The following is a 26329-nucleotide window of genomic DNA, read 5'->3' as shown; positions in this document are numbered from 1 at the left end:
CCGGCGTCGTGCTGGGCCGGCCGTACCGACGCTCCCCCTCGAGAAAGGGCCCCCACCGTGGCCGCCAAGCCCGAGGTCAAGCGCGTCAAGCGCCTCGTCGTGCTGGTCTCCGGATCCGGCACCAACCTTCAGGCGCTGCTGGACCACATCGGCGAGGCCGGTGCGCAGGCCTACGGCGCCGAGGTGGTGGCCGTCGGCGCCGACCGCGACGGCATCGAGGGGCTCGCGCGGGCCGAGCGCGCCGGACTGCCCACCTTCGTGTGCCGGGTCAAGGACCACGGCAGCCGCGAGGAGTGGGACACCGCGCTCGCCGAGGCCGTCGCCGCCCACGAGCCCGATCTCGTCGTCTCCGCCGGGTTCATGAAGATCGTGGGCAAGGAGTTCCTGGCCCGCTTCGGCGGGCGGTTCGTCAACACGCATCCCGCCCTGCTCCCGAGTTTTCCCGGTGCCCACGGCGTCCGCGACGCGCTCGCGTACGGCGCCCGGGTCACCGGCTGCACCGTCCACTTCGTCGACGACGGCGTCGACACCGGCCCGATCATCGCGCAGGGCGTGGTGGAGGTCCGGGACGAGGACGACGAGAGCGCGCTGCACGAGCGCATCAAGGAAGTCGAGCGAAGGCTGCTCGTCGAGGTCGTGGGGCGGCTCGCCCGCAACGGCTATCGCATCGAGGGACGAAAGGTAGTTATCCAGTGACCGCCGAGAGCAACAAGCGGCCGATTCGCCGGGCGCTCGTCAGCGTCTACGACAAGACCGGGCTGGAGGAGCTGGCGCGCGGACTGCACGAGGCCGGTGTCGAGCTGGTCTCCACCGGCTCCACGGCCGGCCGCATCGCCGCCGCCGGCGTCCCCGTCACCAAGGTCGAGGAGCTGACCGGCTTCCCCGAGTGCCTGGACGGCCGGGTCAAGACCCTGCACCCGAAGGTGCACGCCGGCATCCTCGCCGACCTGCGCCTCGACAGCCACCGGCAGCAGCTGGACGAACTGGGCGTGGCCCCCTTCGACCTCGTCGTCGTCAACCTCTACCCGTTCCGCGAGACCGTCGCCTCGGGCGCCTCGGACGACGAGTGCGTCGAGCAGATCGACATCGGTGGCCCGTCGATGGTGCGCGCCGCCGCCAAGAACCACCCGTCCGTCGCGGTCGTCACCAGCCCCGCCCGCTACGCCGACGTCCTGGCGGCCGTGCAGGACGGCGGCTTCGACCTCGCGGCCCGCAAGCGCCTGGCCGCGGAGGCCTTCCAGCACACGGCGGCCTACGACGTGGCCGTGGCGGGCTGGTTCGCCTCCTCCTACGCCCCGGTCGACGAGTCCGGCTTCCCGGACTTCCTGGGAGCGACCCACGAGCGCCGCTCCACCCTGCGCTACGGCGAGAACCCGCACCAGCAGGCCGCCCTCTACGTGGACGGCACCGGCGGCCTCGCGGACGCCGAGCAACTGCACGGCAAGGAGATGTCGTACAACAACTACACGGACACGGACGCCGCGCTCCGTGCCGCGTACGACCACGCCGAGCCGGCCGTCGCCGTCATCAAGCACGCCAACCCGTGCGGCATCGCCGTCGGTGCGGACGTCGCCGAGGCCCACCGCAAGGCGCACGCCTGCGACCCGCTGTCCGCGTTCGGCGGCGTCATCGCCGTCAACCGCCCGGTCAGCAAGGAGATGGCGGCGCAGGTCGCGGAGATCTTCACCGAGGTCATCGTCGCCCCGGACTACGAGGAAGGGGCCCTGGAGGCCCTCACCAAGAAGAAGAACATCCGGGTGCTGCGCACCCCGCACGGGCCGTCCGGCCGGCTGGAGTCCAAGCCGGTCGACGGCGGTGTGCTGCTCCAGGTCGCCGACCGCCTCCAGGCCGACGGCGACGACCCGGCCACCTGGACGCTGGCCAGCGGCGAGGCCCTCTCCGCCGAGGAGCTGAAGGACCTGGCCTTCGCCTGGAAGGCCTGCCGCGCGGTGAAGTCCAACGCCATCCTGCTCGCCAAGGACGGCGCCTCGGTCGGTGTCGGCATGGGCCAGGTCAACCGGGTCGACTCCTGCAAGCTGGCCGTCGAGCGGGCCGGGGAGGAGCGGGCCCGCGGCTCCTACGCCGCGTCGGACGCGTTCTTCCCGTTCCCCGACGGTCCGGAGATCCTGATCGCCGCCGGTGTCCGCGCCATCGTCCAGCCGGGCGGATCGATCCGCGACGAGCTGGTGGTGGAGGCCGCCAGGAAGGCCGGCGTCACGATGTACTTCACCGGGACGCGCCACTTCTTCCACTGAGCCGCAGCGGCGCTCCCGGCAGCCACCGCTGCCGGACCAGGGCGACGTCCCAGGGCCGTGTCCCCCTCGAACGGGTGAGACACGGCCCTGTGGGACGGACGGCGCGAACCGTACGGCCGCCGGTGCGCGGTCAGTAGCGCGGCCGGGCGAACCAGGCGGAACCCGACGGGGCGATCATCGCCGCGGCCATGATGCCGCCGAAGCTCATCCACAGCAGCGCGGAGACCAGGCCGCTGCTGGAGCCCTGGTTCGCCGCGCCGATCAGGATCAGCACGCCGACGAGCGCGCCCAGGATGCCGTAGATCATCGTCGTGATGCGGATGCCCTGCCCGCCGCGGGTGAACTTCACGCCCAGCGTGATCGACAGGGTGGCGAGCCCGAGGAAGAGCAGTGCGATGACGAAGACGATGCCCGCGCCGTCGTGCCCGAGGTCGGACAGGGGGTTGCTGCCGAAGCTGTCCTCGCCCGCGTTGGACACGTCGTTGATCGTCGCGGCGAAGTACACGGCGAAGAGGCCGATGAGGATCTGCACGGCGGCCACGATGTACAGCATCACCCGCGCGGTGACCATCAGGCCCGGCATGGTCTGCGGGACCGTGTTCGCACCGGGGAAGCCCGGGTAGGCCGGCTGCTGCGGGTAGCCGTAGCCCTGCGGAGGTACACCGGGGGCGGGCGGCGGTTGCTGGGGGTAGCCGTAGCCGGGAGCGGCCGGTGGCTGCTGGGGCGGCTGCCCGTAGGGGTTGTTCGGGTCGCCGAAACTCATGGGCGGTCCTTCCTCCGTTTGCCCGAGTGCGGGGACGCGCGGCAAGGTCGGAGGAAGTACTACAGATGCGGTCCGTCCCCCCGGTACTGCCCGCGGCACTGTGGACTCATCGTTCTTTAGCCACGCATTACTTGTCCAGCGGCATTCCGTATGTGTTGTGCAAGTGCAACATCAGCGATCAAGTCGGGCAGTCCTGGCGGTACCCCGGATTGGAACCGGGAGGCGGTCATCCGGGAGGATGGGGCCATGACCGCCCAGATTCTCGATGGCAAGGCCACCGCAGCCGCGATCAAGTCCGATCTGACCGCCCGCGTGGCGGCGCTGAAGGAGAAGGGGGTCACGCCCGGCCTCGGCACGATCCTCGTCGGGGACGACCCCGGCAGCCAGAAGTACGTCGCGGGCAAGCACCGCGACTGCGCCCAGGTCGGCATCGCCTCCATCCAGCGCGAACTGCCCGCCACGGCCACCCAGGAGGAGATCGAGGCGGTCGTCCGCGAGCTGAACGAGGACCCGGCCTGCACGGGCTACATCGTCCAGCTGCCGCTGCCGAAGGGCATCGACGAGAACCGCATCCTGGAGCTGATGGACCCGGCCAAGGACGCCGACGGCCTGCACCCGATGAACCTCGGCCGCCTCGTCCTGGGCGAGCCGGCGCCGCTGCCCTGCACGCCCAACGGCATCCTCACCCTGCTGCGCCGCTACGGCGTGGAGCTCAAGGGCGCCGAGGTCGTCGTCGTCGGCCGCGGTGTGACCATCGGCCGCCCGATGCCGCTGCTGCTGACCCGGCGCAGCGAGAACGCGACCGTGACCCAGTGTCACACCGGCACCCGGGACCTGTCGGCCCACCTCAGGCGCGCCGACATCGTCATCGCCGCGGCCGGCTCCGCGCACCTGGTCCGCCCCGAGGACGTCAAGCCCGGTGCGGCCGTCCTCGACGTCGGTGTCTCCCGCAACGCCGACGGCAGGATCGTCGGTGATGTCCACCCGGACGTCGCCGAGGTGGCCGGCTTCCTCTCCCCGAATCCCGGCGGTGTCGGTCCGATGACCCGGGCGCAGCTGCTCGTCAACGTGGTCGAGGCGGCGGAGCGCAGTGTCGGCTGAGGAACAGCCCGCGGGGCGGACGGCGGCCGGCCCGGCACCGAGGCGCACCAGCCGCCGGTTCCCCAGGTTCACACGGGACACCGCCCGCCCCGAGGGCGGCGGGCGGGCCGCGCCCAAGGACGCCCCGGCACCGGCCAGGCAGTGGCCGGTGCTGGCCGTGCTGGGCGCGGTCGGGGTGGGCCTGCTGCTGACCGCGGTGGACGTGTTCCGCGTCGGCACCCTGCTGATCGGGCTCGCGCTGCTCGCCGGGGCCGCGATGCGCTGGACACTGCCCAGCGTGGGCATGCTCGCGGTGCGGTCCCGTTTCACCGACATCGTCACCTACGGTGTGCTGGGCCTGGCCATCACCCTGCTGGCGATGATGGCGCAGCCCCACCCGTGGCTGGAAATCCCGTTCCTGAAGGACACGCTGCACTTCACGGTGGAGAGCTGAACCACCGCGTGGCGCCGGCCCGCACCCCCCGTCGTGGGGCGTGCGGGCCGTTTCCGTGCGGGCCGGGGCTCCCGGACCCGGCTGCCGATCCGGGCGCTCCCGGCACGGGCGGCCGGCCGGGCGGGGAGCGGGCCGTCCCCTCCCCCGAGGGGGGCGGGCCGCGCCCACTGCCACGCTCGCAAAGCGTGAAGGGCCTGTTCAACGGCTGTCAGAGGGCTGTGACGCGGAAGTGACTATTCCGCTACGGTGTCCTCACCCTGCCACAGGTGCGCACACCCGGCCGGGGAACCGCTTCTGTGCGCCGCCGCGTCCCTCGAACGGAGCGCGGAGTGGCGGGCGACGCCGTGGAGGTGGGCGATGGGCGGCTGGCAGCAACTGCCGGACGGGCTGCCGCCCCAGGCGCGGCACCTCGTCACACGGTTGCGGGACCTCAAGGACGGCACCGGGCTGAGCCTGGCCGCCCTCGGCGCGCGCACCGCCTACAGCAAGTCGTCGTGGCAGCGCTACCTCAACGCCGTCCAGCCCCCGCCCCGCCAGGCCGTCGCCGCACTCGCCGAGGTGGCCGGACTGGACCCCGCGGACGCCGAACGCCTCGCCGTGCGCTGGGAACTGGCCATGGAGGACTGGCCGCGGCCCGAACCGCTGCGGCCCGGGGCGGAGGGCGACTACCAGGAGGACCCCACTGTCCCGTGGTGGGAGCGGCCGGAACCGCCACCGCCCCGTCCGGAACAGCAACCGCCGTCCGTAAGCCTGTTGCTCTGGGCGGTCCTGCTGCTGCTCGCACTGCTGCTGACCGCTGTCGTCGGCGCCGTGGCGGCCGGATGAGCGGGGCGGCCCGGGCGGGCGGGGCGACGGCGGCGCCGCCATCCCGGCCGGTTCGTGCGGCGGTGCCGTCCGGTTCCCCCGCGACGCGGTGCACACGGCCGGGAACCCGCGGGCCGTCGGACTGGACGCGCCCCGCCCGGCGTACGACGGCGCATGCCCGCGGCCCGGGCGCTCTTGTGCGCCCCCGCCCCGGGAACTGAGATCCTTGGTACGCGCATCCCTGCGGGTAGCCGGAACGGGAACTCGGCAGCGGGCGCCCCGCACGGGGGACGATTCAGCACACATGGGGGGGAAGAGGGGGAAGTAATGCCTCGTTGGAGGGCCTTGCCGGATGGACTGGATCCGCAGGTCAGGGAGTTCGCGGGCCAGTTGCGGCGGCTCGTGGACCGCAGCGGCCTGAGCGTCGCGGCGATCGCCGACCGCACGGGCTACAGCAAGACGTCCTGGGATCGCTACCTCAACGGCCGGCTCCTCGCGCCCAAGGGCGCGATCGTCGCGCTGGCCGAGGTCACCGGGACCAATCCGGTGCATCTGACCACGATGTGGGAGCTCGCCGAGCGCGCCTGGAGCCGCTCGGAGATGCGCCACGACATGACCATGGAGGCCATCCGCATCTCCCAGGCGCGTGCGGCGCTCGGCGAGGCGGACGGCGCTCCGGCGGCCGGCGGGCGCAACGGCAGGGTGGCCCGCGCGGGCGGCGGCACGACCGTCACGCCCGGCGTGGCGGGACCGGCGGGCGTCGCCCCGACGATGCCGCCGCGGCCGATGGCACCCGACGCGGACGTGCGGGACGCGGTGCCGGGCACGCCGGACCCGTACGGCGGCCCCGCGGGCTCCCCGGCTTCCCCGGGCGGCAACTCGTGGGGTCTGGCCGGGTACGGGGGCCCGTCCCGGGCCGGCGGACACCCGGAGGGGCCGGCCGGGACACCGGTGCCACCGGGTCCGTACGGCGAACCCCCGCGCGACGCACGCTCGGTGGACGGCGGTTCCGGACCCGTCAAGCGGCGGCTGGTGATGTTCCTCGCCGGTCTCGTCGGCGTGCTCGTCGTGGCGGGTGGGGTGTTCTTCCTGACCGGTGGCGGGAGTGGTGCGAAGGACCGGGCCGAGAACGCCCCGCCGTCCCCGACCGCCGCCACGAACGCGACCCTGCCGCCCGGGGTCAAGTGCAGCGGCGACACGTGCAGCGGCCAGGACGCCGAACTCATGGGGTGCAGCGGCGACCTGGTCACCACCGCCAAGACGGTGACCGTCGGCACGACCGTCCTGGAGGTCCGCTACAGCAGGACCTGCGGTGCGGCCTGGGGCCGTGTCACCCGTGCGGTGCAGGGCGACTCGGTCGAGGTCACCGCGGGCAGCGCCAGTCAGAGGGACGCCATCACCGTCGCCGGGGACACGATCGCGTACACGCCGATGGTGGCCGTGCGGGACGCGGGCGACGCCACGGCGTGCGCGACCCTGGCCTCCGGGCAGAAGGGGTGCACTCCCTAGTGCCGCGACGGGGCGGACGTTGCCTGTTGCGGCACTAGCGCCGCGACGGGGGGCGAACGTCGCCTGGTGCGGCACTGGCACCCGGGCGCGGAGACCGCCCGGGTGGGGGCGGGCGTACCGCGGGCAGGCCCGCGGACCGCCAGGCCGGGGACGCCGCCCGCTGCGGTCCTCATGACCACGGCGATCGCGGGCAGGCGACCCGTGCCCGTGCCCCTGCGACCCGTACCCCGCGGCGGGAGCGCAACGGCGTGTCCGCCGGGCGCCCGCGGTGTCCCCTCCGCCTCCGGACCGGCGGCCGCTCCTGCGGCGTGTCCGAAAGGACGTCACCCGGTGGTGCGGGCTGTGGGGTGGGCCACAGGGACCCGGCCGACCGCCATACCCGATGCGCGATAGCCTGACCCGCGGATATCTCTTGACGCCAAGAGATCGATCATCCGAACCCCCGGGGCAGGGACGCCCCACCGCCAGCTGTCATACGGAGAACGCCATGACCCGCACTCCCGTGAACGTCACCGTCACCGGCGCGGCCGGCCAGATCGGTTACGCCCTGCTCTTCCGCATCGCCTCCGGCCAGCTGCTCGGCGCGGACGTGCCGGTCAGGCTGCGCCTCCTGGAGATCACCCCGGCGCTGAAGGCCGCCGAGGGCACGGCGATGGAGCTGGACGACTGCGCGTTCCCGCTCCTGAAGGGCATCGAGATCAGCGACGACCCGAACGTCGCCTTCGACGGCGCCAACGTCGCCCTCCTCGTCGGTGCCCGCCCCCGCACCAAGGGCATGGAGCGCGGCGACCTGCTGGAGGCCAACGGCGGCATCTTCAAGCCGCAGGGCAAGGCCATCAACGACCACGCCGCGGACGACGTCAAGGTCCTCGTCGTCGGCAACCCGGCCAACACCAACGCGCTCATCGCGCAGGCCGCCGCGCCGGACGTACCGGCGGAGCGCTTCACCGCGATGACCCGTCTGGACCACAACCGCGCGCTGACCCAGCTGGCGAAGAGGACCGGCTCCACGGTCGCCGACATCAAGCGCCTGACGATCTGGGGCAACCACTCCGCCACGCAGTACCCGGACATCTTCCACGCCACGATCGCGGGCAAGAACGCCGCCGAGGTCGTCAACGACGAGAAGTGGCTGGCCGAGGACTTCATCCCGACCGTCGCCAAGCGCGGTGCGGCGATCATCGAGGCCCGCGGCGCCTCCTCCGCCGCCTCCGCCGCCAACGCGGCCATCGACCACGTCCACACCTGGGTCAACGGCACCGCCGAGGGCGACTGGGTCTCCATGGGCATCCCGTCGGACGGCTCCTACGGCGTGCCCGAGGGCCTGATCTCCTCCTTCCCGGTCACCTGCAAGGACGGCCGGTACGAGATCGTCCAGGGCCTGGAGATCAACGAGTTCTCCCGCACCCGCATCGACGCCTCCGTCCAGGAGCTCGCGGAGGAGCGTGAGGCGGTCCGCGCCCTCGGCCTGATCTGAGCCGACCGCGTTCGTTTCCGCACGGCTTGTGTCACGAGCCTGCACGGGCCCCGTTCCGGTTTCCGCCGGAACGGGGCCCGTGGCCTTTTTCGCCGCTACCGTCGGAGTACGCAGGGTGATCCGGGGGGCGCGTGATGAGTGGATGGGACGGGTACGGCGGTCAGGGATCCGGGACGTCCGGGTCCGGGGCGGAACACGGACCGAGCGAGGAGCAGGGCCGTGCGCCCTGGCACCCGCAGGAACCGGCACCGCCGCCGTGGGCGTCCGCCGAGACGCAGACCGGCGGGGCCCCGCCCCCGCCGTGGCCGTACGCCGAGACCCGGTCGGCCGAAGCGCCGCCTCCGCCGTGGCCGCCCCCCGCCCCACCGGCCGGAGGCGTACCGGGGCAGCCCCGGCCCCCGGCGGCGTACGGTCCCGCCGGTGCCTCCCCGCGCCGGATGCGGGCGATGCTGCTGGGGCTGGTGATGACGGCCGTGGTCGGTGCGGGGGCGGGCGCCGGCGTCTGGTACCTGACCCGCGCCGACGCGCCCGGCACCATCGCCACGCCCCCGGCGACCGCGCCCGTGACCGCCACCAGGACCGCGGACGGGACCGCCCCCGGTGCCGGAGCCGGGGCGGACCCCGGAACCGGTTCCGGAGCCGGGGATGCCACGCCGCAGACCCCGCGGGCCGCGGGCCCGGACGGGCCCGACGAGCCGCCCGCCGGATACCGCCGTGCCCTCGACCCCGTGGGCTACGCCCTCGACGTGCCCGAGGGCTGGACCCGTCGGCAGAAGCAGGGCGAGAAGGCGCCGGTGGTGTTCTACGACTCCCCGGGCGACGGCCGCCAGCTCCAGATCTTCGCCCTGTCGGAGCCGACCCCGGCGCAGTCGCTGGACCTCGCCGAGAACGACCCCGGATACGGCTTCTCCCGGCAGCCCGGCTACCGTCCGCTGGAGCGGACCTCGGGCGCCACCTGGGCCGAACTCACCTACCGCTACGACGATGCCGGCCTCGGTGCCCGGCACGTCGTCGACCACCGCTTCCAGGCCGTCGACGGCACCCTGTACGCCATCCGCGCCAGCGGTCCGGAGAGCCTCGCCGCCGCCGCGGTGCGCGCCCCGCTCACCGAGGCCCTGAGGTCCTTCTGCCCGACGGGATCGGTCTGCGCACCGTAGCCCCGGGGGAACGGCAGGAGGGCGGCGGCCGCTGCAGCGGGACCCCGCCCGGGACCGCGCCGACCGGCTCCAGGTCGGGCATTCCGTCGTCCTCCGTGGCGCATCTCACCAAACCGGCGTACGTTTTGCCCCATTTGTCCGAGCGCGGAGTGATGCTGCGCACTTTCGGACGCCGATCGCGCATGCGATCGAGGGGGTGGGGCAGGTGACTCTGGCCCCGCTGAAGTGGCCTTTGTGACGTTCTGGTGATGCCGCCGACACGCAGAGTCAATTGCGTACCTTTGTCCGGGTGTCCGGCGGACACATGCCCATATGTCCGGCCGAGCGAAAAAAAGTCGCCGCCGATGACGCATGCACCGCCGATTCCCGGGAAGGCGCTCCCGGCTCCGTGGACACAGGTCTGTGGCTCATGGGCACGGAACAGCAACGGAAGGCAATACCCAGCATGGTGGGTTCAACGGAACATCAGGCGCGGCAGAGCATCCACGTGGCAGGTCAGTGGCTGGCCGCCGCCTCCGGCGCCACGCGCGAGATCCTCGACCCCGCGGACGGCGAGCCGTTCGCCGTGGTCGCCGAGGGCGGCGAGAAGGACGCCGACCTCGCGGTCGAGGCAGCCCGTCGCGCCTTCGACGAGGGCGACTGGCCGCGCACGCCCGCCGGTGAGCGCGCCGCGCTGCTCCGTCTCGTCGCCGACCTCCTGGTCCGCGACCGCGAGGAACTCGGGCTGCTGGAGAGCCGCGACGCGGGCAAGACCCTCGAAGAGGGCCGCATCGACATCGACTGCGTCGCCGACGCCTTCCGCTACTTCGCCGACCTCGTGGCCGCCGAGGCTCCCGGCCGGGTCGTCGACGCCGGCTCCCCGGACGTCCACAGCGTCGTCGTGCACGAGCCCGTCGGTGTCTGCGCGCTGATCACGCCCTGGAACTACCCCCTGCTCCAGGCCAGCTGGAAGATCGCCCCGGCCCTGGCCGCCGGCAACACCTTCGTCATCAAGCCGAGCGAGATCACGCCCCTGACGACGGTCGCCCTCATCGGCCTGCTCGCCGAGGCCGGTCTGCCCGCCGGTGTCGCCAACATCGTGACCGGTCCGGGCCATTCGGTCGGCGCCCGGCTCTCCGAGCACCCCGGCGTCGACCTGGTCTCCTTCACCGGCGGCCTGGTCAGCGGCGTCAAGGTCGCCCAGGCCGCGGCCCCGACCGTCAAGAAGGTCGCCCTCGAACTCGGCGGCAAGAACCCCAACGTCGTCTTCGCCGACGCCTGCGCGACGAAGGAAGGTTTCGACACCGCCGTCGACCAGGCCCTCAACGCCGCCTTCATCCACAGCGGTCAGGTCTGCTCCGCCGGCGGCCGGCTCATCGTCGAGGAGTCGGTCCGCGACCGCTTCGTCGCCGAACTCGCCCGCCGCGCCGAGCGGATCCGGCTCGGCCGCGGCACCGAGGACGGCGTAGAGGTCGGCCCGATGGTCTCGGAGCAGCAGCGGGCGAGGACCGAGGCGTACGTCGCCTCCGCACTCGCCGAGGGCGCCGTCCTGCGCTGCGGAGGCAAGCGCCCGGATCCCGCCCCCGAGCGGCCGGCCGGCGGCTACTTCTACGAGCCGACCGTCCTCGACCACTGCCACCGCGAGATGAAGGCCGTCCGCGAGGAGGTCTTCGGTCCGGTCCTCACCGTCGAGACCTTCCGCACCGAGGACGAGGCCGTGGCCCTCGCCAACGACACCGAGTACGGCCTGGCGGGAGCCGTGTGGACGACCGACCCGGGCCGGGCCCGCCGGGTCGCCGGACGTCTGCGCCACGGCACCGTCTGGATCAACGACTTCCATCCCTACCTCCCGCAGGCGGAGTGGGGCGGCTTCGGCAAGAGCGGCACGGGCCGCGAACTCGGCCCTGCGGGCCTCGCCGAGTACCGCGAGGCCAAGCACGTCTATCAGAACCTCGCGCCGCAGCCGGTGCGGTGGTTCGCGGGTTGACGCCGGCCGCCGGAGCCCGCCGTCACCCCACGTCCCTCTGGAGTACCACCACATGCAGCAGAACCCACAGAACCCGCAGAACGCACTGGAGTACGACTACGTCATCGTGGGCGGCGGCACCGCCGGCTCCGTCATCGCCTCCCGGCTGACCGAGAACGCCGACGTCACCGTCGCCGTCATCGAGGGCGGCCCCACCGACATCGACCGCGAGGACGTCCTCACCCTGCGACGCTGGACGGGCCTGCTCGGTGGCGACCTCGACTACGAGTACACGGCCGTCGAGCAGCCCCACGGCAACTCCCACATCCTGCACAGCCGCGCCAAGGTGCTCGGCGGCTGCTCCTCGCACAACACCCTGATCGCCTTCAAGCCGCTGCCGTCCGACTGGGACGAGTGGGAGGCCGCGGGTGCCACCGGCTGGGGTGCCGTGCAGATGGAGGCCTACTACGCGCGGCTGCGCAACAACATCGTGCGCGTCGCCGACCAGGACCAGAACGACATCGCCAAGGACTGGATCGAGGCGTCGAAGACCGTCACCGGCGTCCCCGAGGTGGTCGGCTTCAACGACAAGCCCTTCCACGACGGCGTCGGCTTCCTGGACGTCGCCTACCACCCGGAGAACAACAAACGCTCCTCCGCTTCCGTCGCCTACCTCCACCCGCACATGGAGGCCGGCGACCGCCCCCACCTCACGCTGATGCTGGAGACCTGGGCGTACAAGCTGGAGATGGACGGCAAGCGCGCCACCGGCGTGCGGGTGCGCACCGCGGACGGCACCGAGCAGCTCGTCACCGCCCGCCGCGAGGTCGTCGTCTGCGCCGGGGCCGTCGACTCGCCGCGACTGCTGCTGCTGTCCGGCATCGGCCCGCAGAAGGACCTCCAGGAGCTGGGCATCCCGGTCGTGCACGACCTGCCGGGCGTGGGTGAGAACCTCCAGGACCACCCCGAGTCGGTGATCGTGTGGGAGACGAACCGGCCGCTGCCGGAGAACTCCGCGATGGACTCCGACGCCGCGCTGTTCGTGCGCCGGGACGTCGGGCAGGACCTGCCCGACCTGATGTTCCACTTCTACCAGAACCCGTTCACCGACAACCCCGAGCGACTGGGCTACGAACGCCCCGCGCACGGCGTGTCGATGACCCCGAACATCCCCAGGTCCCGCGCCCGCGGCCGGGTCTACCTGACCAGCGCCGACCCGGAGGTCAAGCCCGCGCTGGACTTCCGCTACTTCACCGACGAGGACGGCCACGACGCGCAGACCCTCGTCGACGGCGTGAGGATCGCCCGGGAGATCGCGAAGACGGAGCCCTTCGCCGGCTGGCTGGAGCGGGAGGTCTTCCCCGGTCCCGACATCACCGACGACGAACAGCTCAGCGAGGTGCTGCGCAAGGCGCACCACACCGTCTACCACCCGGCGGGCACTTGCCGAATGGGCGCCGCCGACGATGAACTCGCCGTCGTGGACCCCGAGTTGAAGGTCCGAGGGCTGGAGGGCATCCGCGTCGTGGACGCGTCCGTCTTCCCCACCCTGCCCGCGGTGAATCCGATGATCGGCGTACTCATGGTCGGCGAGAAGGCAGCCGAACTACTGGCCGACACCAGCGAAGGGAACCAGGCCTGATGAGCGGCATACCCCACCCCGCCAAGACCGTCCTCGACAAGGACACCGCCCCCGCGGACACGGCCGGAACGCCCCCCGTCTTCGGCGTCCGCAACCTGTGGAAGGTGTTCGGGCCGAAGGCCGACCGCGTCCCCGGCAATGCCGAGTACCAGGACATGTCCCAGTCCGAGCTGCGCGCCGCCACCGGCTGCACCGCCGCCGTCCGGGACGTCTCCTTCGACGTCCACAAGGGCGAGGTCTTCGTCGTCATGGGCCTGTCCGGCTCCGGCAAGTCCACCCTCGTGCGCTGCCTGACGCGGCTCATCGAACCGACCTCCGGCACGCTGGAGATCGACGGCGAGGACGTCCTCGCCATGGACAGGAACCGGCTGCGCGAGCTGCGCCGGCACCGCGCGGCCATGGTGTTCCAGCACTTCGGTCTGCTGCCGCACCGCTCCGTCCTGGACAACGTCGCCTACGGCCTGGAGATCCAGGGCATGCCCAAGGCCGAGCGGCGCGAGCGGGCCGCCGAGATGGTCGCGAAGGTCGGTCTCGAAGGCCTGGAGCAGCGCCGCCCCGGCCAGCTCTCCGGCGGCCAGCAGCAGCGCGTCGGCCTGGCCCGCGCGCTCGCCGCCGACCCCGAGGTGCTGCTCTTCGACGAGCCGTTCAGCGCGCTCGACCCGCTGATCCGGCGCGACATGCAGGAGGAGGTCATCCGCCTGCACCACGAGGAGGGCCGCACCATGGTCTTCATCACCCACGACCTCAGCGAGGCACTGCGCGTCGGCGACCGTATCGCCCTGATGCGCGACGGCCAGATCGTGCAGCTCGGCACCCCCGAGCAGATCGTCGGCTCGCCCGCCGACGACTACGTGCGCGACTTCGTCCGTGACGTGCCGCGCGAGCAGGTCATCACCGTCCGCACGGCCATGCGCCCCGGCGGCTGCGAGGACCCGGAGCACCCCGGTGCCCTCACCCCCGGCACGGTCGTCGCGGACGCCATCGAGACCGTCGCCCGCAGCGGCCGCGCCGCCTGCGTGGTCGAGGACGGCCACTGCCTGGGCCAGGTGGACCACGTCGCCCTGCTGCGTGTCGTCGCCGGTCTGGACCGCGAGGAGGTGGCCGCCTGATGCGCATCCACCCGCAGCACACCGACAGCCATGGCCGGGGGTGGAGCGCATGAGTGCCGTCGCCACCTCCGTCCCGCCGCCGACGCCGGTCGAACCGGCCAAGGAATCCACCGGGGCCGTGCGCAGATCGCCGCTGACCCGTCCGGTGGTGCGCCGGCTGCTGCCGCTGCTGGTCGCCGCGGCCGTACTGGTGCCGCTCGCCGCCCTGCTGTGGGGCAGCGGGGACTGGCCCAAGGCGCTCACCGTCGACGTCAAGACGCCGCTCGACGACGCCTACACCTGGGTCGTGCACAACAGGGACACCAACCCGGTCTTCCTGTACTTCCTGCTGCACCTGAGCAACTGGGCCGACAGCTCGGTCACCTGGATGACCGACCTGCTGGAGACCGCCGGCTGGGCCCCGGTGATCGTCGTCGCCGTCCTGCTGTCCTGGCGCATCGGCGGTCTGAGGGACCGGCGCGGGCTGAAGCTCGCCGGGATCACCTTCATCGCTTTCGCCGCGTGCGGCCTGCTGGGCATGTGGGAAGCCACCATGGAGACCCTGGCCCTGATGTCGGTCGCGGTCGCCGTCTCCGCCGTCATCGGCGCGCTGCTCGGACTGGGCGCCGGACTGTCGGACCGCTTCGAGCGGATCCTGCGGCCGGTCCTGGACACCATGCAGATCATGCCGGCGTTCGCCTACCTGCTGCCGCTGGTGCTGCTGTTCGACATCGGCGTGCCGTCCGCGCTGATCGCGACGATCATCTACGCCGCCCCGCCGATGGCGCGGCTCACCTCGCTCGGCCTGCGCGGTGCGGACACCGGCGTGATGGAGGCGGCCGAGTCGCTGGGCACCAGCCCGGTGCAGCGGCTGCTGACCGCGCGGCTGCCGCTGGCCCGCAAGGAGATCCTCCTCGGCCTGAACCAGACCATCATGATGGCGCTGTCCATGGTCACCATCGCGTCGGTGATCGGTGCCGGCGGCCTGGGTGAAGAGGTCTTCCGCGCGCTGTCCACCGTCGACGTCGGCTCGGCGCTCGCCGCGGGCATCCCGATCGTGCTGCTGGCCGTGTGGCTGGACCGCATCACCGCCGTCGCCGGTGAGCGCCTGGGCGGGGGCTCCGCCCCGGCCGGCTCCCCCTGGCTGCACGGTGCGCGGGGCTGGGTCGTGGCGGCCGCCACCGGCGTCGTCCTGGGCACGGCCGGGTGGCTGTCGCTGATCGCCGAGTGGCCCGAGGCCTGGATCGTGGACATCGCGCAGCCGGTGAACCAGGCCGTCGGCTGGTTCACCGACCACCTTGCCGAGGGTGTGCCCGTCGTGGGCGGCACCCGTACCTGGGCGGCGAACTTCACCACCTGGGTGCTCGACCCGATCCGTGACACCCTGACCGCCACCCCGTGGTGGCTGCTGGTGCTGCTGGCCGCCGGCTTCGCCCTGGTCGCGGGCGGCTGGGGGGCGATGTGCACGGCCGCCGCCGCGATGGCCGGCGTCGGTGTCATCGGTGTGTGGAACCACTCCCTGGACACCCTGTCGCAGGCGATCGCGGGCGTCGTCGTCACCCTCGTGCTCGGCTTCGCCATCGGTGTGGTCGCGGCGCGGGTGCCGTTGCTGGAGCGCATGCTGCGCCCCCTGCTGGACACCATGCAGACCCTGCCGCAGTTCATCTACCTGATCCCGGTGGTGGCCCTGTTCAACGTGGGCCGCTCCGCCGCCGTCGCCGCGGCCGTGCTGTACGCGCTGCCCGCCGTCGTCCGGATCACCACGCAGGGCCTGCGCCAGGTCGACGGCGCCACGCTGGAGGCCGCCCGCTCCATGGGCGCGAGCACCTTCCAGCAGATCCGCCAGGTGCAGGTACCGCTGGCCCGGCCCTCACTGATGCTCGCGCTCAACCAGGGCGTCGTGCTGGTGCTGGCCATGGTCATCGTCGGCGGTTTCGTCGGCTCAGGCGCCCTCGGCTACGACGTCGTCAAGGGCTTGCAGAAGAGCCAGCTCGGCCTCGGCCTGACCGCCGGTGTGGCGATCGTGCTGCTCGGCCTGGTCCTGGACCGCGCCACCCAGCGTTCGGGCAAGCGTGCCGCCGGCCGCTAGCCGGCGCGCCCAGCCGCCCCCCACATACCCCGTACCAAACCGTTCAGCAGGACCCCACCTGCCCGTCGGAAAGTAGAGAAACACGCACATGATGAACAGAAAGACCCTCCTGCGCGCGGCCACCGCGTCCGTCCTCGTCCTCGGCGTCGCTTCGGTGAGCGCCTGCGGCGCCGCCAAGACCGGCGGTTCCTCCAGCAGCGGCGGCTCCGACTCGGTGACCATCGCGGTGCCGTCGTGGGTCGGTGCCGAGGCCAACGCGGCCGTCGCCAAGTACATCCTGGAGAACGAGCTCGACACCAAGGTCAAGCTGACCCAGCTCGACGAGTCGGTCGCGTTCGACGCGCTGAACAGCGGCAAGGCCGACGCGATCCTGGAGGACTGGGGCGGCGCGCCGAAGAAGGTCAAGCTGTACGTCGACGACAAGAAGTCCGTCGTCAAGGGCGGCGACCTCGGCGTCACCGGTCACATCGGCTGGTTCATACCGAAGTACCTCGCCGAGCAGCACCCGGACATCGTCGACTCCAAGAACCTCAACAAGTACGCGAGCCTGTTCAAGACCGCGGAGAGCGGCGACAAGGGCCAGCTGCTGGAGGGCTCGCCGTCCTACACCACCAACGACGACGCCCTCATCAAGAACCTGAAGCTGGACCTCAAGACGGTCTACGCCGGTTCCGAGGCCGCGCAGATCACCCAGATCCGCGAGGACTACAAGGCCAAGAAGCCGTTCATCAGCTACTGGTGGACGCCGCAGTGGCTCAACTCGCAGATCGACCTGGTGGAGGTGAAGCTGCCGGAGTACACCGACGGCTGCGACGCCGACGCCGCCAAGGTGGCCTGCGGCTACGCCAAGACCCCGCTGCAGAAGTACCTGGGCGCGGACTTCGCCAAGAACAACGAGAAGGCCGCGGAGTTCCTCAAGAACTTCAACTGGACCAACGAGCAGCAGAACGAGGTCGCGGCGCTGATCGCGGACAAGAAGCTGAGCTCCGAGAAGGCCGCCGAGCAGTGGGTCAAGGCCAACCCGGACGTCTGGAAGGCCTGGCTGCCGAAGTAGCAGCCGGCGGGAACGCCGCGGGCGGCCCCGGATCCCGGTGGCCGTCGCCCCGGCGGTGGTGCGGGCTCGCCCGCGGTGTTCCGGCTCCCCCGCCCGGTCCCGGGCGGACCCGTGCCCGGGACCGGGCGTTCGCGCCCCGGTCCCGGGCCGCCGTCATCCCCGGATCCGGGCGGCGGCCACCCGCAGCGCGTCCGACGCGGCGTGCAGCAGCCCCGGCCCGAAGGTGACCCGCGTGGCCCCTCCCTCGCCCAGCTCGGCGGGGGAGGGGCCTTCGCCGTACCGGGCGAAGACGTTGAGGGGGCCCTCGATCCCGGCCCGCAGCAGCGGCAGCAGGCCCACCGGGGCGAGGATCGGGTAGACGCAGTCGGCGCCCGCCGCGACGTACAGGGCGGCCCGCTCGATGGTGCGGTCCGGGTCGCCGGCCCCGTGCAGGAACGTGTCGATGCGGGCGTTGACGAACAGCCGGTCACCGGCCGCCCCCCGCACCTCGGCGAGCCACTCGGCGTGCCGCCGGGGGTCCTTGAGGACCCCGCCCTCGGAATCCTCCAGGTTGCAGCCCACCGCGCCGGCCTCCAGCAGCCGTTCCACCAGCTCCTTCGGCGCGAACCCGTAGCCGCCCTCCACGTCCGCGGACACCGGCACGTCCACGGCCCGCGCGATCCTGGCCACCGCCGCGAACATCTCGTCGGCCGGGGTCCGCCCGTCCTCGTACCCGAGGGCGGCGGCGATGCCGGCGCTGGGCGTCGCCAGTGCCGGGAACCCGGCCGCCACGAAGACCTGGGCGGAGGCGGCGTCCCAGGGGCCGGGCAGCACGAGCGGGTCGCCCGGCGGCCGGCTTCGGTGCAGGGCCCGGAACGTCTCGGTCCCCGTCGTCACGTTCTGCTCCCCGTCCCGGTGGCCGGCCGTCACGCGTACTGGCCCGGCCGGTAGTGACCGGGGGTCATCCGGCACGTCACCGCGAACCGGTTCCAGGCGTTGATCACCGTGATCGCGGCGATCAGCTGGGCCAGCTCCGCCTCCTCGAAGTGCGCGGCGGCGCGGGCGTACACCTCGTCCGGCACGGAGCCGTCGGTCAGCACCGTGACGGCCTCGGTCAGTTCCAGGGCGGCGAGCTCCTTGACCGTGTAGAAGTGCCGGGACTCCTCCCAGGCGTCGAGCTGCACGATCCGCTCGATGCTCTCGCCGGCCGCCAGCGCGTCCTTGGTGTGCATGTCGAGGCAGAAGGCGCAGTGGTTGATCTGCGAGGCGCGGATCTTCACCAGCTCGTGCAGTTTGGGGTCCAGGTCCTGCCTGGCGGCGCCGTCCAGGCGGACCATCGCCTTGTAGACCTGCGGGGCGTGCTCGGCCCAGTTCAGGCGGGGGGCGGCCTCGGGGGCGTACGCGTCTGCCGCCGTGCCGGCCGGGGCCCCTGCGGTCCGCGAGGTCTGCGTGGTCCGTGCGTTCTGCGTGGTCGTCGTCATGTCCTCGACCCTAGGAGGCAAGAAGCCCAGGAGTATGGTCCATTTCCATGGCGAAACCATGGGCCGCTTTCGGCATCGACCTCCATGTGGCACCGGCCGGACCGGGCGTGCGGCGCGGCCTGACCGACGCCCTGCGCGAGGCGGTCCGCACCGGGCGCCTCGCCCCCGGCACCCGGCTGCCGTCCTCCCGCTCCCTCGCCGCCGACCTGGGCATCGCCCGCAACACGGTCGCCGACGCCTACGCCGACCTGGTCGCCGAGGGCTGGCTGACCGCCCGTCAGGGCTCCGGCACCCGCGTGGCGGAGCGGGCGGCCGCGCCCCGCCGCCCGCAGCGGTCCGCCCCACGGCGCCGCGAGCCGGGCCGGCCGGCGTACAACCTCTACCCCGGCACCCCCGACCTGGCCTCGTTCCCGCGCGCCGAGTGGCTGCGCGCCGCGCGCCGCGCCCTCTCGGCCGCCCCCGGCGACGCCCTCGGCTACGGCGACCCCCGTGGGCGCGTCGAACTGCGCACCGCGCTCGCCGGCTACCTCGCCCGCGCCCGGGGCGTGCGCGCCGACCCCGACCGCATCGTCGTCTGCAACGGCTTCGCGGGCGGCCTGATGCTGCTGACCGAGGTGCTGCTCGCGCGCGGCCTGCGCACCCTCGCCGTCGAGCCGTACGGCCTGGACATCCACTGGGACCTGGTGGCCCGCTCCGGCCTGGCCACCACCCCGCTGCCGCACGACGACCGCGGCACCCGCGTCGACGGTCTCGGCGACGCCCGCGCGGTCCTGCTGAACCCCTCCCACCAGTTCCCGCTCGGCGGCGCCCTGCACCCCGGGCACCGCGCCGCCGCCGTCGACTGGGCACGGCGGACGGGCGGACTGATCCTGGAAGACGACTACGACGGCGAGTTCCGCTACGACCGCCAGCCCGTCGGCGCGCTCCAGGACCTCGATCCCGACCACGTGGTCTACCTCGGCACCGCCAGCAAGTCCCTCGCCCCGGGACTGCGCCTGGGCTGGATGGTGCTGCCGCCGTCGCTGGTAGCGGAGGTGCTCGAACGCGGCGGTGCCGGCTCGGTCGGCGTCCTCGACCAGCTGACCCTCGCCGAGTTCCTCTCCTCGGGTGCCTACGACCGCCACGTCCGCGCCGCCCGGCTGCGCTACCGGCGCCGCCGGGACGCCCTCGTCGCCGCCCTCGCCGAACGGGCGCCCCGGGTGGCGGTCACCGGCATCGCGGCCGGGCTGCACGCAGTGCTGCGCCTCCCACCCGGCACCGAGCAGTCGGTCGTCCGGGCCGCCGCCTGGCAGGGCCTCGCCGTACCCGGTCTCGCCCGCTTCCGCCACCCGCTGGCCGGCGCCGGCCCCCGTACGGACGCCCTCGTCGTCGGCTACGGGACGCCGCCCGACCACACGTGGAACGGGGCTCTGGAGGCCCTGTGCCGGGTGTTGCCCTAGGCTGGGCCGCCGAGAACGGCGCACCGCCGCGGTGACCGCGCCCGTCGGCACCGCACCGCAACGTGCCGCGCGGGACGCGCCCGCGGCGCGTCACGGCACACCGACGGGGAGACGAACATGGCGGACGCACGCCGGCAACTACGGTCGACCACGGTCGCGCTCGGGGGCATGGGCCTGCTCGCCGCCGCGCTCACCGCGTGTTCCTCCGATCCGGACAAGCGCTGTGTGGATCCGGGCAGTTACACCCTCTCCAACGGCTACCGGGTCGTCTCCGACAAGAACTGCTCGTCGAGCGGGGCGAAGTCCACCGGTTCCTGGTACTACGGCGGCAGCAAGAAGAACGGCTTCGTGAGCGGCGGTTCCTTCGTCAGGCCCGGCAAGGGCGGCTCCGGCGGCAGCAGCCGTGTCGACCGCGGCGGTTTCGGCGGCGGCAAGTCCGGCTCCGGCGGCTGAGGGCGCCGACCCGTGAGGCGACACACCATCACCCCGCGCCCCGGCTGGCAGCGGATCGTCGAGGAACAGGGCCTGATCTATCCCCTGACCCGCCACCCCGACGACTCCCTGCGCCCCTACTGGGACGAGAGCGCCTACTACTCCTTCTCCCTCGCCGAGGTCGAGGCGCTGGAGCGGACCGTCGGGGAACTGCACCGGATGTGCCTGGCCGCGGCGGACCACATCGTCACGGAGAACCGTTTCGCCGACCTCGGCATCACCGACCCCCGCCTCGCCGCCGCGGTCGCCGAGGCCTGGCACCGGCGCGCCGAACTCCCCTCCGTCTACGGCCGGTTCGACCTGCGCTACGACGGCACCGAGCCGGCGAAGCTCCTGGAGTACAACGCCGACACCCCCACCTCCCTGGTGGAGGCCGCGTCCCCGCAGTGGTTCTGGATGGAGGACCGCTTCCCGGACGCCGACCAGTGGAACTCCCTCCACGAGCGCCTCGTCGCCGCCTGGAAGGAGCAGGGCACCCTCCTTCCGCCGGGCGGACCGCTGCACTTCGCGCACTCCAGTGCCGACGAACTCGGCGAGGACCTCATGACGGTCGCCTACCTCAAGGAGACCGCCGAGCAGGCCGGCCTGGACACCGACTGGATCTCCATGGAGGAGATCGGCTGGGACCCGCTGTCCGGCCGTTTCGTCGACCGGCGGCTCCGCTTCATCCGCAGCTGCTTCAAGCTGTACCCGTGGGAGTGGATGACCGAGGACCGCTTCGCCGACCACGTCCTCTCCACCCTCGACAACGGCGGCGGCACGGGCAGCACCCTGTGGATCGAGCCGGCCTGGAAGATGCTCCTGAGCAACAAGGCCCTGCTGGCGATCCTGTGGGACCTCTACCCCGGCCACCCCAACCTCCTGCCCGCGCACCTGGACGGCCCCCGCGGACTCGCCGCCCGCCAGGGGTACGTGGCCAAGCCGCTGCTGGGCCGCGAGGGCGCGGGCGTCACCGTGCACGCCCCCGGCACCGCACCGGTCGCACGGGAGGAGGCCTGCTGCTACCAGCAACTGGCCCCGCTGCCCGCCTTCGACGGCCACCACGTCGTCCTCGGCGCCTGGGTGGTCGGGGAGGAGCCGGCCGGCCTCGGCATCCGCGAGTCCTCCGGTCTGGTGACGGACGCGTACGCCCGGTTCCTGCCGCACGTGATCCTCTGACGGAGTGTGCGCTACACTGGATCTTGAGCCGGTCACCCGATCGGGTGGCGGCTGATGCTGCGTTGGTGGTCCAAGGAAAGACGCCCCGCTTCCTGCGGGGAGATGCAGGTGCAAGGCCTGCCCAGCGCTCCACCGAAGGTCCCCCGGCCCGTCGCGGCCGGGGGACCTTCCGCATGTCCGGCGCCTCGCCCGCATGGTGGACGGGGGATCTTTGCCCGTGCGGCCCCCGGTAGGCTGGCGGCCGGGTCGTGACTGGCGCGCTGGGATGGGACGGACCATCGGGGAGCGGCCCGAGTGACACAGTGCCGTGCGCCTGGGCCGTACCGTGAACGCTGAACGCCGACGTCCGGAGGTCCTCCATGCCAGCCGAACCTCTCTCCACCGAGTCCACCGCCTACCGTGCCGCCCTCGACGTCATCGGCGCCGTCGAGCCCCGGGTCGCCGACGCGATCCGCCAGGAGGTCGGTGACCAGCGCGAGATGCTCAAGCTGATCGCCTCCGAGAACTACGCCTCCCCGGCCACCCTGCTGGCGATGGGCAACTGGTTCAGCGACAAGTACGCCGAGGGCACCGTCGGCCGTCGCTTCTACGCCGGCTGCCGCAACGTGGACACCGTCGAGTCCCTCGCCGCCGAGCACGCCCGCGAACTCTTCGGCGCCCGGCACGCCTACGTCCAGCCGCACTCCGGCATCGACGCCAACCTCGTCGCCTTCTGGGCGATCCTCGCCGACCGCGTCGAGGTGCCCTTCCTGGAGCGGACCGGCGTCCGCCAGATCAACGACCTCACCGACGCCGACTGGGCCGAACTGCGGCAGGCGTTCGGCAACCAGCGCATGCTCGGCATGTCCCTGGACGCCGGCGGCCACCTCACCCACGGCTTCCGCCCGAACATCTCCGGCAAGATGTTCGACCAGCGCTCCTACGGCACCGACCCGGCCACCGGTCTCATCGACTACGAGGCGCTGCGCGCCCAGGCCCGCGCGTTCAAGCCGCTGATCGTCGTCGCCGGCTACTCGGCCTACCCGCGCCTGGTGAACTTCCGGATCATGCGGGAGATCGCCGACGAGGTCGGCGCCACGCTCATGGTCGACATGGCCCACTTCGCCGGCCTGGTCGCGGGCAAGGTCCTCACCGGGGACTTCGACCCGGTCCCGCACGCCCAGATCGTCACGACCACCACCCACAAGTCGCTGCGCGGCCCGCGCGGCGGCATGGTCCTGTGCGACGACTCCCTCAGGGACCAGGTCGACCGCGGCTGCCCGATGGTCCTCGGCGGTCCCCTCCCGCACGTCATGGCCGCCAAGGCCGTCGCCCTCGCCGAGGCCCGCCGGCCCTCCTTCCGCGACTACGCCCAGCGCATCGTCGTCAACTCCCGCGCCCTGGCCGAGGGACTGATGCGGCGCGGAGCGACCCTGGTCACCGGGGGCACGGACAACCACCTCAACCTGATCGACGTCGCCTCCTCCTACGGCCTCACCGGCCGCCAGGCCGAGCAGGCGCTCCTCGACTCCGGCATCGTCACCAACCGCAACGCCATCCCGGCCGACCCCAACGGCGCCTGGTACACCTCCGGCATCCGCGTCGGCACCCCCGCCCTGACCACCCGCGGCCTGGGCACCGCCGAGATGGACGAGGTCGCCGCGCTCATCGACCGCGTCCTGGCGGCCGCCGAGCCCGGCACCACCAGGTCCGGCGCCCCCTCCAAGGCGTCCCACGTCCTCGATGCCAAGATCGCCGACGAGATCTCCCGCCGGGCCGGCGACCTCGTCGCCGGCTTCCCCCTCTACCCGGAGATCGACCTGGGCTGACCGGTCCCGGCCGCCCTCGGTCCCCGGATCCCGCACGCACCGGGCCGGGGAACCGGGGGCCCGGTCCGGGGCGCGCGCACCCCGGACCTCACAGATCGATCAGCTCCTGCCCCGGCCCCTCGTACCCCGGCGGCCGGGCCCCCGGGCGGCTCGCCGCCCGGCGCACCAGCGCCGTGCCGCCCGCGCCCAGCGCCAGGCCCAGGGCCAGCCCCGGCAGGGCACACCACGCTCCGTCCGGCGCCCCGTCGCCCCCGGCACCCGTGGCGGCGGGCGCCCGGCCGAGCAGCCCCGTCAGCTCCTCGCCCGGGGCCCGGCCGCGCTGCGGCCGGGCGCCGACTCCGCTCCACTCCCGCAGCACGATCACCCGCACCGCCGGGCGGCGGCCGTCCGCCCAGGGCGCGGGGACCGGCTCCGTGCCCGAGTACGGCGGCTTCAGCAGATCGCGCAGCCCGGCGCCCCCCGGCTCCGCGGCCCGTGGCGCCGTCGTCCGCCCCGTCCCGGCCCCCGTCACCCGGGCCGGGCCGGGCATCGTGCGCCCGTCGGGCTCCCGGGCGAGTGCGCTCGCCGCCGCCGGACCGAGGCACAGTGCCACGGCCGCCGACGCCGGCAGCACCCCGCGTAAGACGGCGCGCCCGCGGGCGCCTGCGCCCTGCCTCCCGGAGCGCCCGCCGCACCACCGCCCGCGCCCCCGGTCCCGTCCGCCCCCGCGTCGCCACTCACGCATACGGCACACCCTCCTGCCTCTCGTGCCCCTCCCGCGGCCTCACGCCCTTGTTACACCGCCGGAGACGATTCGGTTCCCAGCTGTTCCCGACCAGTTCCGGACCGGCACCCGCTCTCTGCGAGAATGGACGGCATGGCCTCTGATCGTCCCCGCGTGCTGTCCGGGATCCAGCCCACCGCAGGCTCGTTCCACCTCGGCAACTACCTCGGCGCCGTCCGCCAGTGGGTGGCGCTGCAGGAGTCCCACGACGCGTTCTACATGGTGGTCGACCTGCACGCCATCACGGTCCCGCAGGACCCGCGGGAGCTGCGCGCCAACACGCGCCTGGCCGCCGCCCAGCTGCTGGCCGCCGGACTCGACCCGGAGCGCTGCACGCTCTTCGTCCAGAGCCACGTCCCCGAGCACGCCCAGCTCGCCTGGGTCATGAACTGCCTCACCGGGTTCGGCGAAGCCTCCCGCATGACCCAGTTCAAGGACAAGTCCGCCAAGCAGGGCGCCGACCGCGCCTCCGTCGGCCTGTTCACCTATCCGATCCTCCAGGTCGCCGACATCCTGCTGTACCAGGCCCACGAGGTGCCCGTCGGCGAGGACCAGCGCCAGCACATCGAACTCACCCGCGACCTCGCCGAGCGCTTCAACGGCCGCTTCGGCGCCACCTTCACCGTGCCGAAGCCGTACATCCTCAGGGAGACGGCGAAGATCTACGACCTCCAGGACCCGTCGATCAAGATGAGCAAGTCGGCGTCCACGCCGAAGGGCCTGATCAACCTGCTCGACGAGCCGAAGACGACGGCGAAGAAGGTCAAGAGCGCCGTCACCGACACCGACACGGTCATCCGCTACGACGTGGACGCCAAGCCCGGCGTGTCGAACCTGCTCACCATCTACTCCACCCTCACCGGCACATCGGTCGCCGAGCTGGAGCGGGCGTACGAGGGCAAGATGTACGGTGCGCTCAAGACGGACCTCGCCGAGATCATGGTCGAGTTCGTGACGCCGTTCAGGGAGCGCACCCAGCAGTACCTGGACGACCCCGAGTCGCTGGACTCGATCCTGGCCAAGGGGGCGGAGAAGGCGCGCGCCGTCGCCGCGGAGACGCTGGCGCAGGCCTACGACAAGGTGGGCTTCCTGCCCGCCAAGCACTGACCCCCACTGAGCTGTACAGCACACGGCCCGGACCGTCCCACAGGGCGGCGCGCGCCGTACAGTCGATAGCCGAAGCTGCCCCGGCAGCCACCCCTGCCCGGGGCGGCCGGGCGATCTGACGACAGGAGACGACGTGGGGACCGTAACGATCGGTGTGTCGATCGCGGTCCCGGAGCCTCACGGCAGCCTGCTCCAACAGCTGCGCGCGGGCTTCGGCGACGCCGCTGCCTTCGGTATCCCCACGCACGTCACCCTGCTGCCGCCGACGGAGATCGACGAGGTCCTGCTCCCGGCCGCCGAGGCGCATCTGACGAAGGTCGCGGCGGCGGGGCGGCCCTTTCCCATGCGGCTGTGCGGTACCGGCACCTTCCGTCCGCTGTCGCCGGTGGTGTTCGTGCGGGTCGTCGAGGGCGGCGAGGAGTGCGCCCGGCTCCAGACGCGGATCCGCGAGGCCTCCGGTCCCGTCGCCCGCGAGCTGCAGTTCCCCTACCACCCGCACGTCACCGTGGCGCACGGCATCGACGAGGCGGCGATGGACCGCGCCCACGCCGAGCTCGCCGGCTACGAGGCCGACTGGCCGTGCACCGGGTTCGCCCTGTACGAGCAGGGGGCCGACGGCGTCTGGCGCAAGCTGCGTGAGTTCCCCTTCGGCGGCTCGGTGGTGCCGCCCCAGGGCGGCTGCATGGACCGGGGCACGATCCCCAGCCGCTGAGCGCCCCGCAGGACGGAGCGAGGGCGGGCCGCCCGCCCGCGCCGCCGCCCACCGGCACGCTCCCGTCCGGTCG

General features: G+C 72.8%; 23 protein-coding genes and 1 riboswitch. Of the genes, 19 read left to right on the top strand and 4 right to left on the bottom strand.

All coding sequences use genetic code 11. The annotated features are described in order from the left end of the window. The first annotated feature begins 57 nt into the window (after positions 1-57). Together purN and purH are read left to right on the top strand one after the other, a co-directional pair. On the top strand, positions 58-696 hold the full coding sequence (gene purN, locus I3F54_RS12240) for a phosphoribosylglycinamide formyltransferase (protein ID WP_240118718.1): 639 nt from the start codon (positions 58-60) through the stop codon (positions 694-696). Continuing rightward, positions 693-2255, top strand: coding sequence for a bifunctional phosphoribosylaminoimidazolecarboxamide formyltransferase/IMP cyclohydrolase (purH, locus tag I3F54_RS12235; protein WP_240118717.1), 1563 nt, complete (start codon positions 693-695; stop codon positions 2253-2255). Before purN ends, purH begins: the two co-directional genes overlap by 4 nt. 130 nt (positions 2256-2385) lie before the next feature. Here purH and I3F54_RS12230 read toward each other — a convergent pair whose 3' ends face one another. Beyond that, positions 2386-3018, bottom strand: a complete 633-nt coding sequence (locus I3F54_RS12230; protein ID WP_240118716.1) for a hypothetical protein — start codon at positions 3016-3018, stop codon at positions 2386-2388. A 246-nt stretch (positions 3019-3264) separates the two neighbouring features. Between I3F54_RS12230 and I3F54_RS12225 the strand changes: the two genes are divergently transcribed. The 11 genes from I3F54_RS12225 (at position 3265) to I3F54_RS12175 (ending at position 17317) form a co-directional block, all read left to right on the top strand. Next, positions 3265-4119, top strand: a complete 855-nt coding sequence (locus tag I3F54_RS12225; RefSeq protein ID WP_240118715.1) for a bifunctional methylenetetrahydrofolate dehydrogenase/methenyltetrahydrofolate cyclohydrolase — start codon at positions 3265-3267, stop codon at positions 4117-4119. After that, entirely contained in the window at positions 4109-4552 is a 444-nt protein-coding gene (locus tag I3F54_RS12220; protein ID WP_240118714.1) for a DUF3017 domain-containing protein, read from the top strand. Before I3F54_RS12225 ends, I3F54_RS12220 begins: the two co-directional genes overlap by 11 nt. Positions 4553-4909: 357 nt before the next feature. Then, positions 4910-5377 carry a helix-turn-helix transcriptional regulator gene (locus I3F54_RS12215; RefSeq protein WP_240118713.1) on the top strand — a complete coding sequence of 156 codons (468 nt, stop codon included), beginning with the start codon at positions 4910-4912 and terminating at the stop codon, positions 5375-5377. A gap of 324 nt (positions 5378-5701) precedes the next feature. Beyond that, positions 5702-6865 carry an XRE family transcriptional regulator gene (locus tag I3F54_RS12210; RefSeq protein WP_240118712.1) on the top strand — a complete coding sequence of 388 codons (1164 nt, stop codon included), beginning with the start codon at positions 5702-5704 and terminating at the stop codon, positions 6863-6865. 487 nt (positions 6866-7352) lie between these two features. After that, positions 7353-8342: a malate dehydrogenase gene (locus I3F54_RS12205; protein ID WP_240118711.1), complete on the top strand. Its 990-nt coding sequence runs from the start codon at positions 7353-7355 to the stop codon at positions 8340-8342. Positions 8343-8788: 446 nt separating this feature from the next. Further along, positions 8789-9499 carry a hypothetical protein gene (locus I3F54_RS12200; RefSeq protein WP_240118710.1) on the top strand — a complete coding sequence of 237 codons (711 nt, stop codon included), beginning with the start codon at positions 8789-8791 and terminating at the stop codon, positions 9497-9499. Between the two features lie 445 nt (positions 9500-9944). Beyond that, a complete protein-coding gene (locus I3F54_RS12195; protein WP_240118709.1) occupies positions 9945-11465 on the top strand; it encodes an aldehyde dehydrogenase family protein in 1521 nt (506 codons plus the stop codon). 52 nt (positions 11466-11517) lie between these two features. Then, a complete protein-coding gene (locus I3F54_RS12190) occupies positions 11518-13086 on the top strand; it encodes a GMC family oxidoreductase (protein ID WP_240118708.1) in 1569 nt (522 codons plus the stop codon). Beyond that, positions 13086-14195, top strand: coding sequence for a glycine betaine/L-proline ABC transporter ATP-binding protein (locus I3F54_RS12185; RefSeq protein WP_240118707.1), 1110 nt, complete (start codon positions 13086-13088; stop codon positions 14193-14195). The genes I3F54_RS12190 and I3F54_RS12185 overlap by 1 nt, the downstream gene beginning before the upstream one ends. Before the next feature lie 49 nt (positions 14196-14244). After that, positions 14245-16263 (top strand): proline/glycine betaine ABC transporter permease, encoded by a 2019-nt coding sequence (locus tag I3F54_RS12180; protein WP_240118706.1) that lies wholly within the window; start codon positions 14245-14247, stop codon positions 16261-16263. Between the two features lie 91 nt (positions 16264-16354). Next, positions 16355-17317 (top strand): ABC transporter substrate-binding protein, encoded by a 963-nt coding sequence (locus I3F54_RS12175; protein WP_240118759.1) that lies wholly within the window; start codon positions 16355-16357, stop codon positions 17315-17317. A 153-nt stretch (positions 17318-17470) separates the two neighbouring features. On the opposite strand, the gene I3F54_RS12170 is transcribed toward I3F54_RS12175, so the two are convergent. Further along, positions 17471-18193 carry an isocitrate lyase/phosphoenolpyruvate mutase family protein gene (locus tag I3F54_RS12170; protein ID WP_240118705.1) on the bottom strand — a complete coding sequence of 241 codons (723 nt, stop codon included), beginning with the start codon at positions 18191-18193 and terminating at the stop codon, positions 17471-17473. A gap of 29 nt (positions 18194-18222) precedes the next feature. Continuing rightward, positions 18223-18777, bottom strand: a complete 555-nt coding sequence (locus I3F54_RS12165) for a carboxymuconolactone decarboxylase family protein (RefSeq protein ID WP_240118704.1) — start codon at positions 18775-18777, stop codon at positions 18223-18225. Between the two features lie 47 nt (positions 18778-18824). On the opposite strand from I3F54_RS12165, the gene I3F54_RS12160 reads away from it, so the two are divergent. The 4 genes from I3F54_RS12160 (at position 18825) to I3F54_RS12145 (ending at position 23674) form a co-directional block, all read left to right on the top strand. Beyond that, positions 18825-20216 (top strand): PLP-dependent aminotransferase family protein, encoded by a 1392-nt coding sequence (locus I3F54_RS12160; RefSeq protein WP_240118703.1) that lies wholly within the window; start codon positions 18825-18827, stop codon positions 20214-20216. A gap of 117 nt (positions 20217-20333) precedes the next feature. Next, on the top strand, positions 20334-20669 hold the full coding sequence (locus I3F54_RS12155) for a hypothetical protein (RefSeq protein ID WP_240118702.1): 336 nt from the start codon (positions 20334-20336) through the stop codon (positions 20667-20669). Between the two features lie 12 nt (positions 20670-20681). Next, positions 20682-21866 (top strand): glutathionylspermidine synthase family protein, encoded by a 1185-nt coding sequence (locus tag I3F54_RS12150; protein ID WP_240118701.1) that lies wholly within the window; start codon positions 20682-20684, stop codon positions 21864-21866. A 238-nt stretch (positions 21867-22104) separates the two neighbouring features. Further along, positions 22105-22192, top strand: a riboswitch (ZMP/ZTP riboswitch). A gap of 33 nt (positions 22193-22225) precedes the next feature. Beyond that, on the top strand, positions 22226-23674 hold the full coding sequence (locus I3F54_RS12145; protein WP_240118700.1) for a glycine hydroxymethyltransferase: 1449 nt from the start codon (positions 22226-22228) through the stop codon (positions 23672-23674). Positions 23675-23762: 88 nt separating this feature from the next. Here the strand turns inward: I3F54_RS12145 and I3F54_RS12140 are convergent, their stop codons facing one another. Continuing rightward, positions 23763-24266, bottom strand: coding sequence for a hypothetical protein (locus I3F54_RS12140; protein WP_240118699.1), 504 nt, complete (start codon positions 24264-24266; stop codon positions 23763-23765). Positions 24267-24530: 264 nt separating this feature from the next. Between I3F54_RS12140 and trpS the strand changes: the two genes are divergently transcribed. Both trpS and I3F54_RS12130 read left to right on the top strand, forming a co-directional pair. Continuing rightward, entirely contained in the window at positions 24531-25544 is a 1014-nt protein-coding gene (trpS, locus tag I3F54_RS12135) for a tryptophan--tRNA ligase (protein ID WP_240118698.1), read from the top strand. A 133-nt stretch (positions 25545-25677) separates the two neighbouring features. Next, a complete protein-coding gene (locus I3F54_RS12130; RefSeq protein ID WP_240118697.1) occupies positions 25678-26256 on the top strand; it encodes a 2'-5' RNA ligase family protein in 579 nt (192 codons plus the stop codon). Positions 26257-26329 lie beyond the last annotated feature (73 nt).

Origin of the sequence: Streptomyces sp. MUM 2J, from assembly GCF_022414535.1 — a bacterium.
Taxonomy (GTDB): Bacteria; Actinomycetota; Actinomycetes; order Streptomycetales; family Streptomycetaceae; genus Streptomyces.
This window is presented reverse-complemented; position numbering and strand designations above follow the sequence as displayed.

What these genes read in the sequence shown, in the direction of transcription:
- I3F54_RS12180 (WP_240118706.1), top strand. Translation starts at nt 14,245, where the DNA reads ATGAGTGCCGTCGCCACCTCCGTCCCGCCGCCGACGCCGGTCGAACCG.
- I3F54_RS12205 (WP_240118711.1), top strand. Translation starts at nt 7,353, where the DNA reads ATGACCCGCACTCCCGTGAACGTCACCGTCACCGGCGCGGCCGGCCAG.
- I3F54_RS12215 (WP_240118713.1), top strand. Translation starts at nt 4,910, where the DNA reads ATGGGCGGCTGGCAGCAACTGCCGGACGGGCTGCCGCCCCAGGCGCGG.
- I3F54_RS12155 (WP_240118702.1), top strand. Translation starts at nt 20,334, where the DNA reads ATGGCGGACGCACGCCGGCAACTACGGTCGACCACGGTCGCGCTCGGG.
- I3F54_RS12175 (WP_240118759.1), top strand. Translation starts at nt 16,355, where the DNA reads ATGAACAGAAAGACCCTCCTGCGCGCGGCCACCGCGTCCGTCCTCGTC.
- I3F54_RS12165 (WP_240118704.1), bottom strand. Translation starts at nt 18,777, where the DNA reads ATGACGACGACCACGCAGAACGCACGGACCACGCAGACCTCGCGGACC.
- I3F54_RS12200 (WP_240118710.1), top strand. Translation starts at nt 8,789, where the DNA reads ATGCTGCTGGGGCTGGTGATGACGGCCGTGGTCGGTGCGGGGGCGGGC.
- I3F54_RS12230 (WP_240118716.1), bottom strand. Translation starts at nt 3,018, where the DNA reads ATGAGTTTCGGCGACCCGAACAACCCCTACGGGCAGCCGCCCCAGCAG.
- I3F54_RS12195 (WP_240118709.1), top strand. Translation starts at nt 9,945, where the DNA reads ATGGTGGGTTCAACGGAACATCAGGCGCGGCAGAGCATCCACGTGGCA.
- I3F54_RS12160 (WP_240118703.1), top strand. Translation starts at nt 18,825, where the DNA reads ATGGCGAAACCATGGGCCGCTTTCGGCATCGACCTCCATGTGGCACCG.
- I3F54_RS12185 (WP_240118707.1), top strand. Translation starts at nt 13,086, where the DNA reads ATGAGCGGCATACCCCACCCCGCCAAGACCGTCCTCGACAAGGACACC.
- trpS (WP_240118698.1), top strand. Translation starts at nt 24,531, where the DNA reads ATGGCCTCTGATCGTCCCCGCGTGCTGTCCGGGATCCAGCCCACCGCA.
- I3F54_RS12145 (WP_240118700.1), top strand. Translation starts at nt 22,226, where the DNA reads ATGCCAGCCGAACCTCTCTCCACCGAGTCCACCGCCTACCGTGCCGCC.
- I3F54_RS12225 (WP_240118715.1), top strand. Translation starts at nt 3,265, where the DNA reads ATGACCGCCCAGATTCTCGATGGCAAGGCCACCGCAGCCGCGATCAAG.
- I3F54_RS12190 (WP_240118708.1), top strand. Translation starts at nt 11,518, where the DNA reads ATGCAGCAGAACCCACAGAACCCGCAGAACGCACTGGAGTACGACTAC.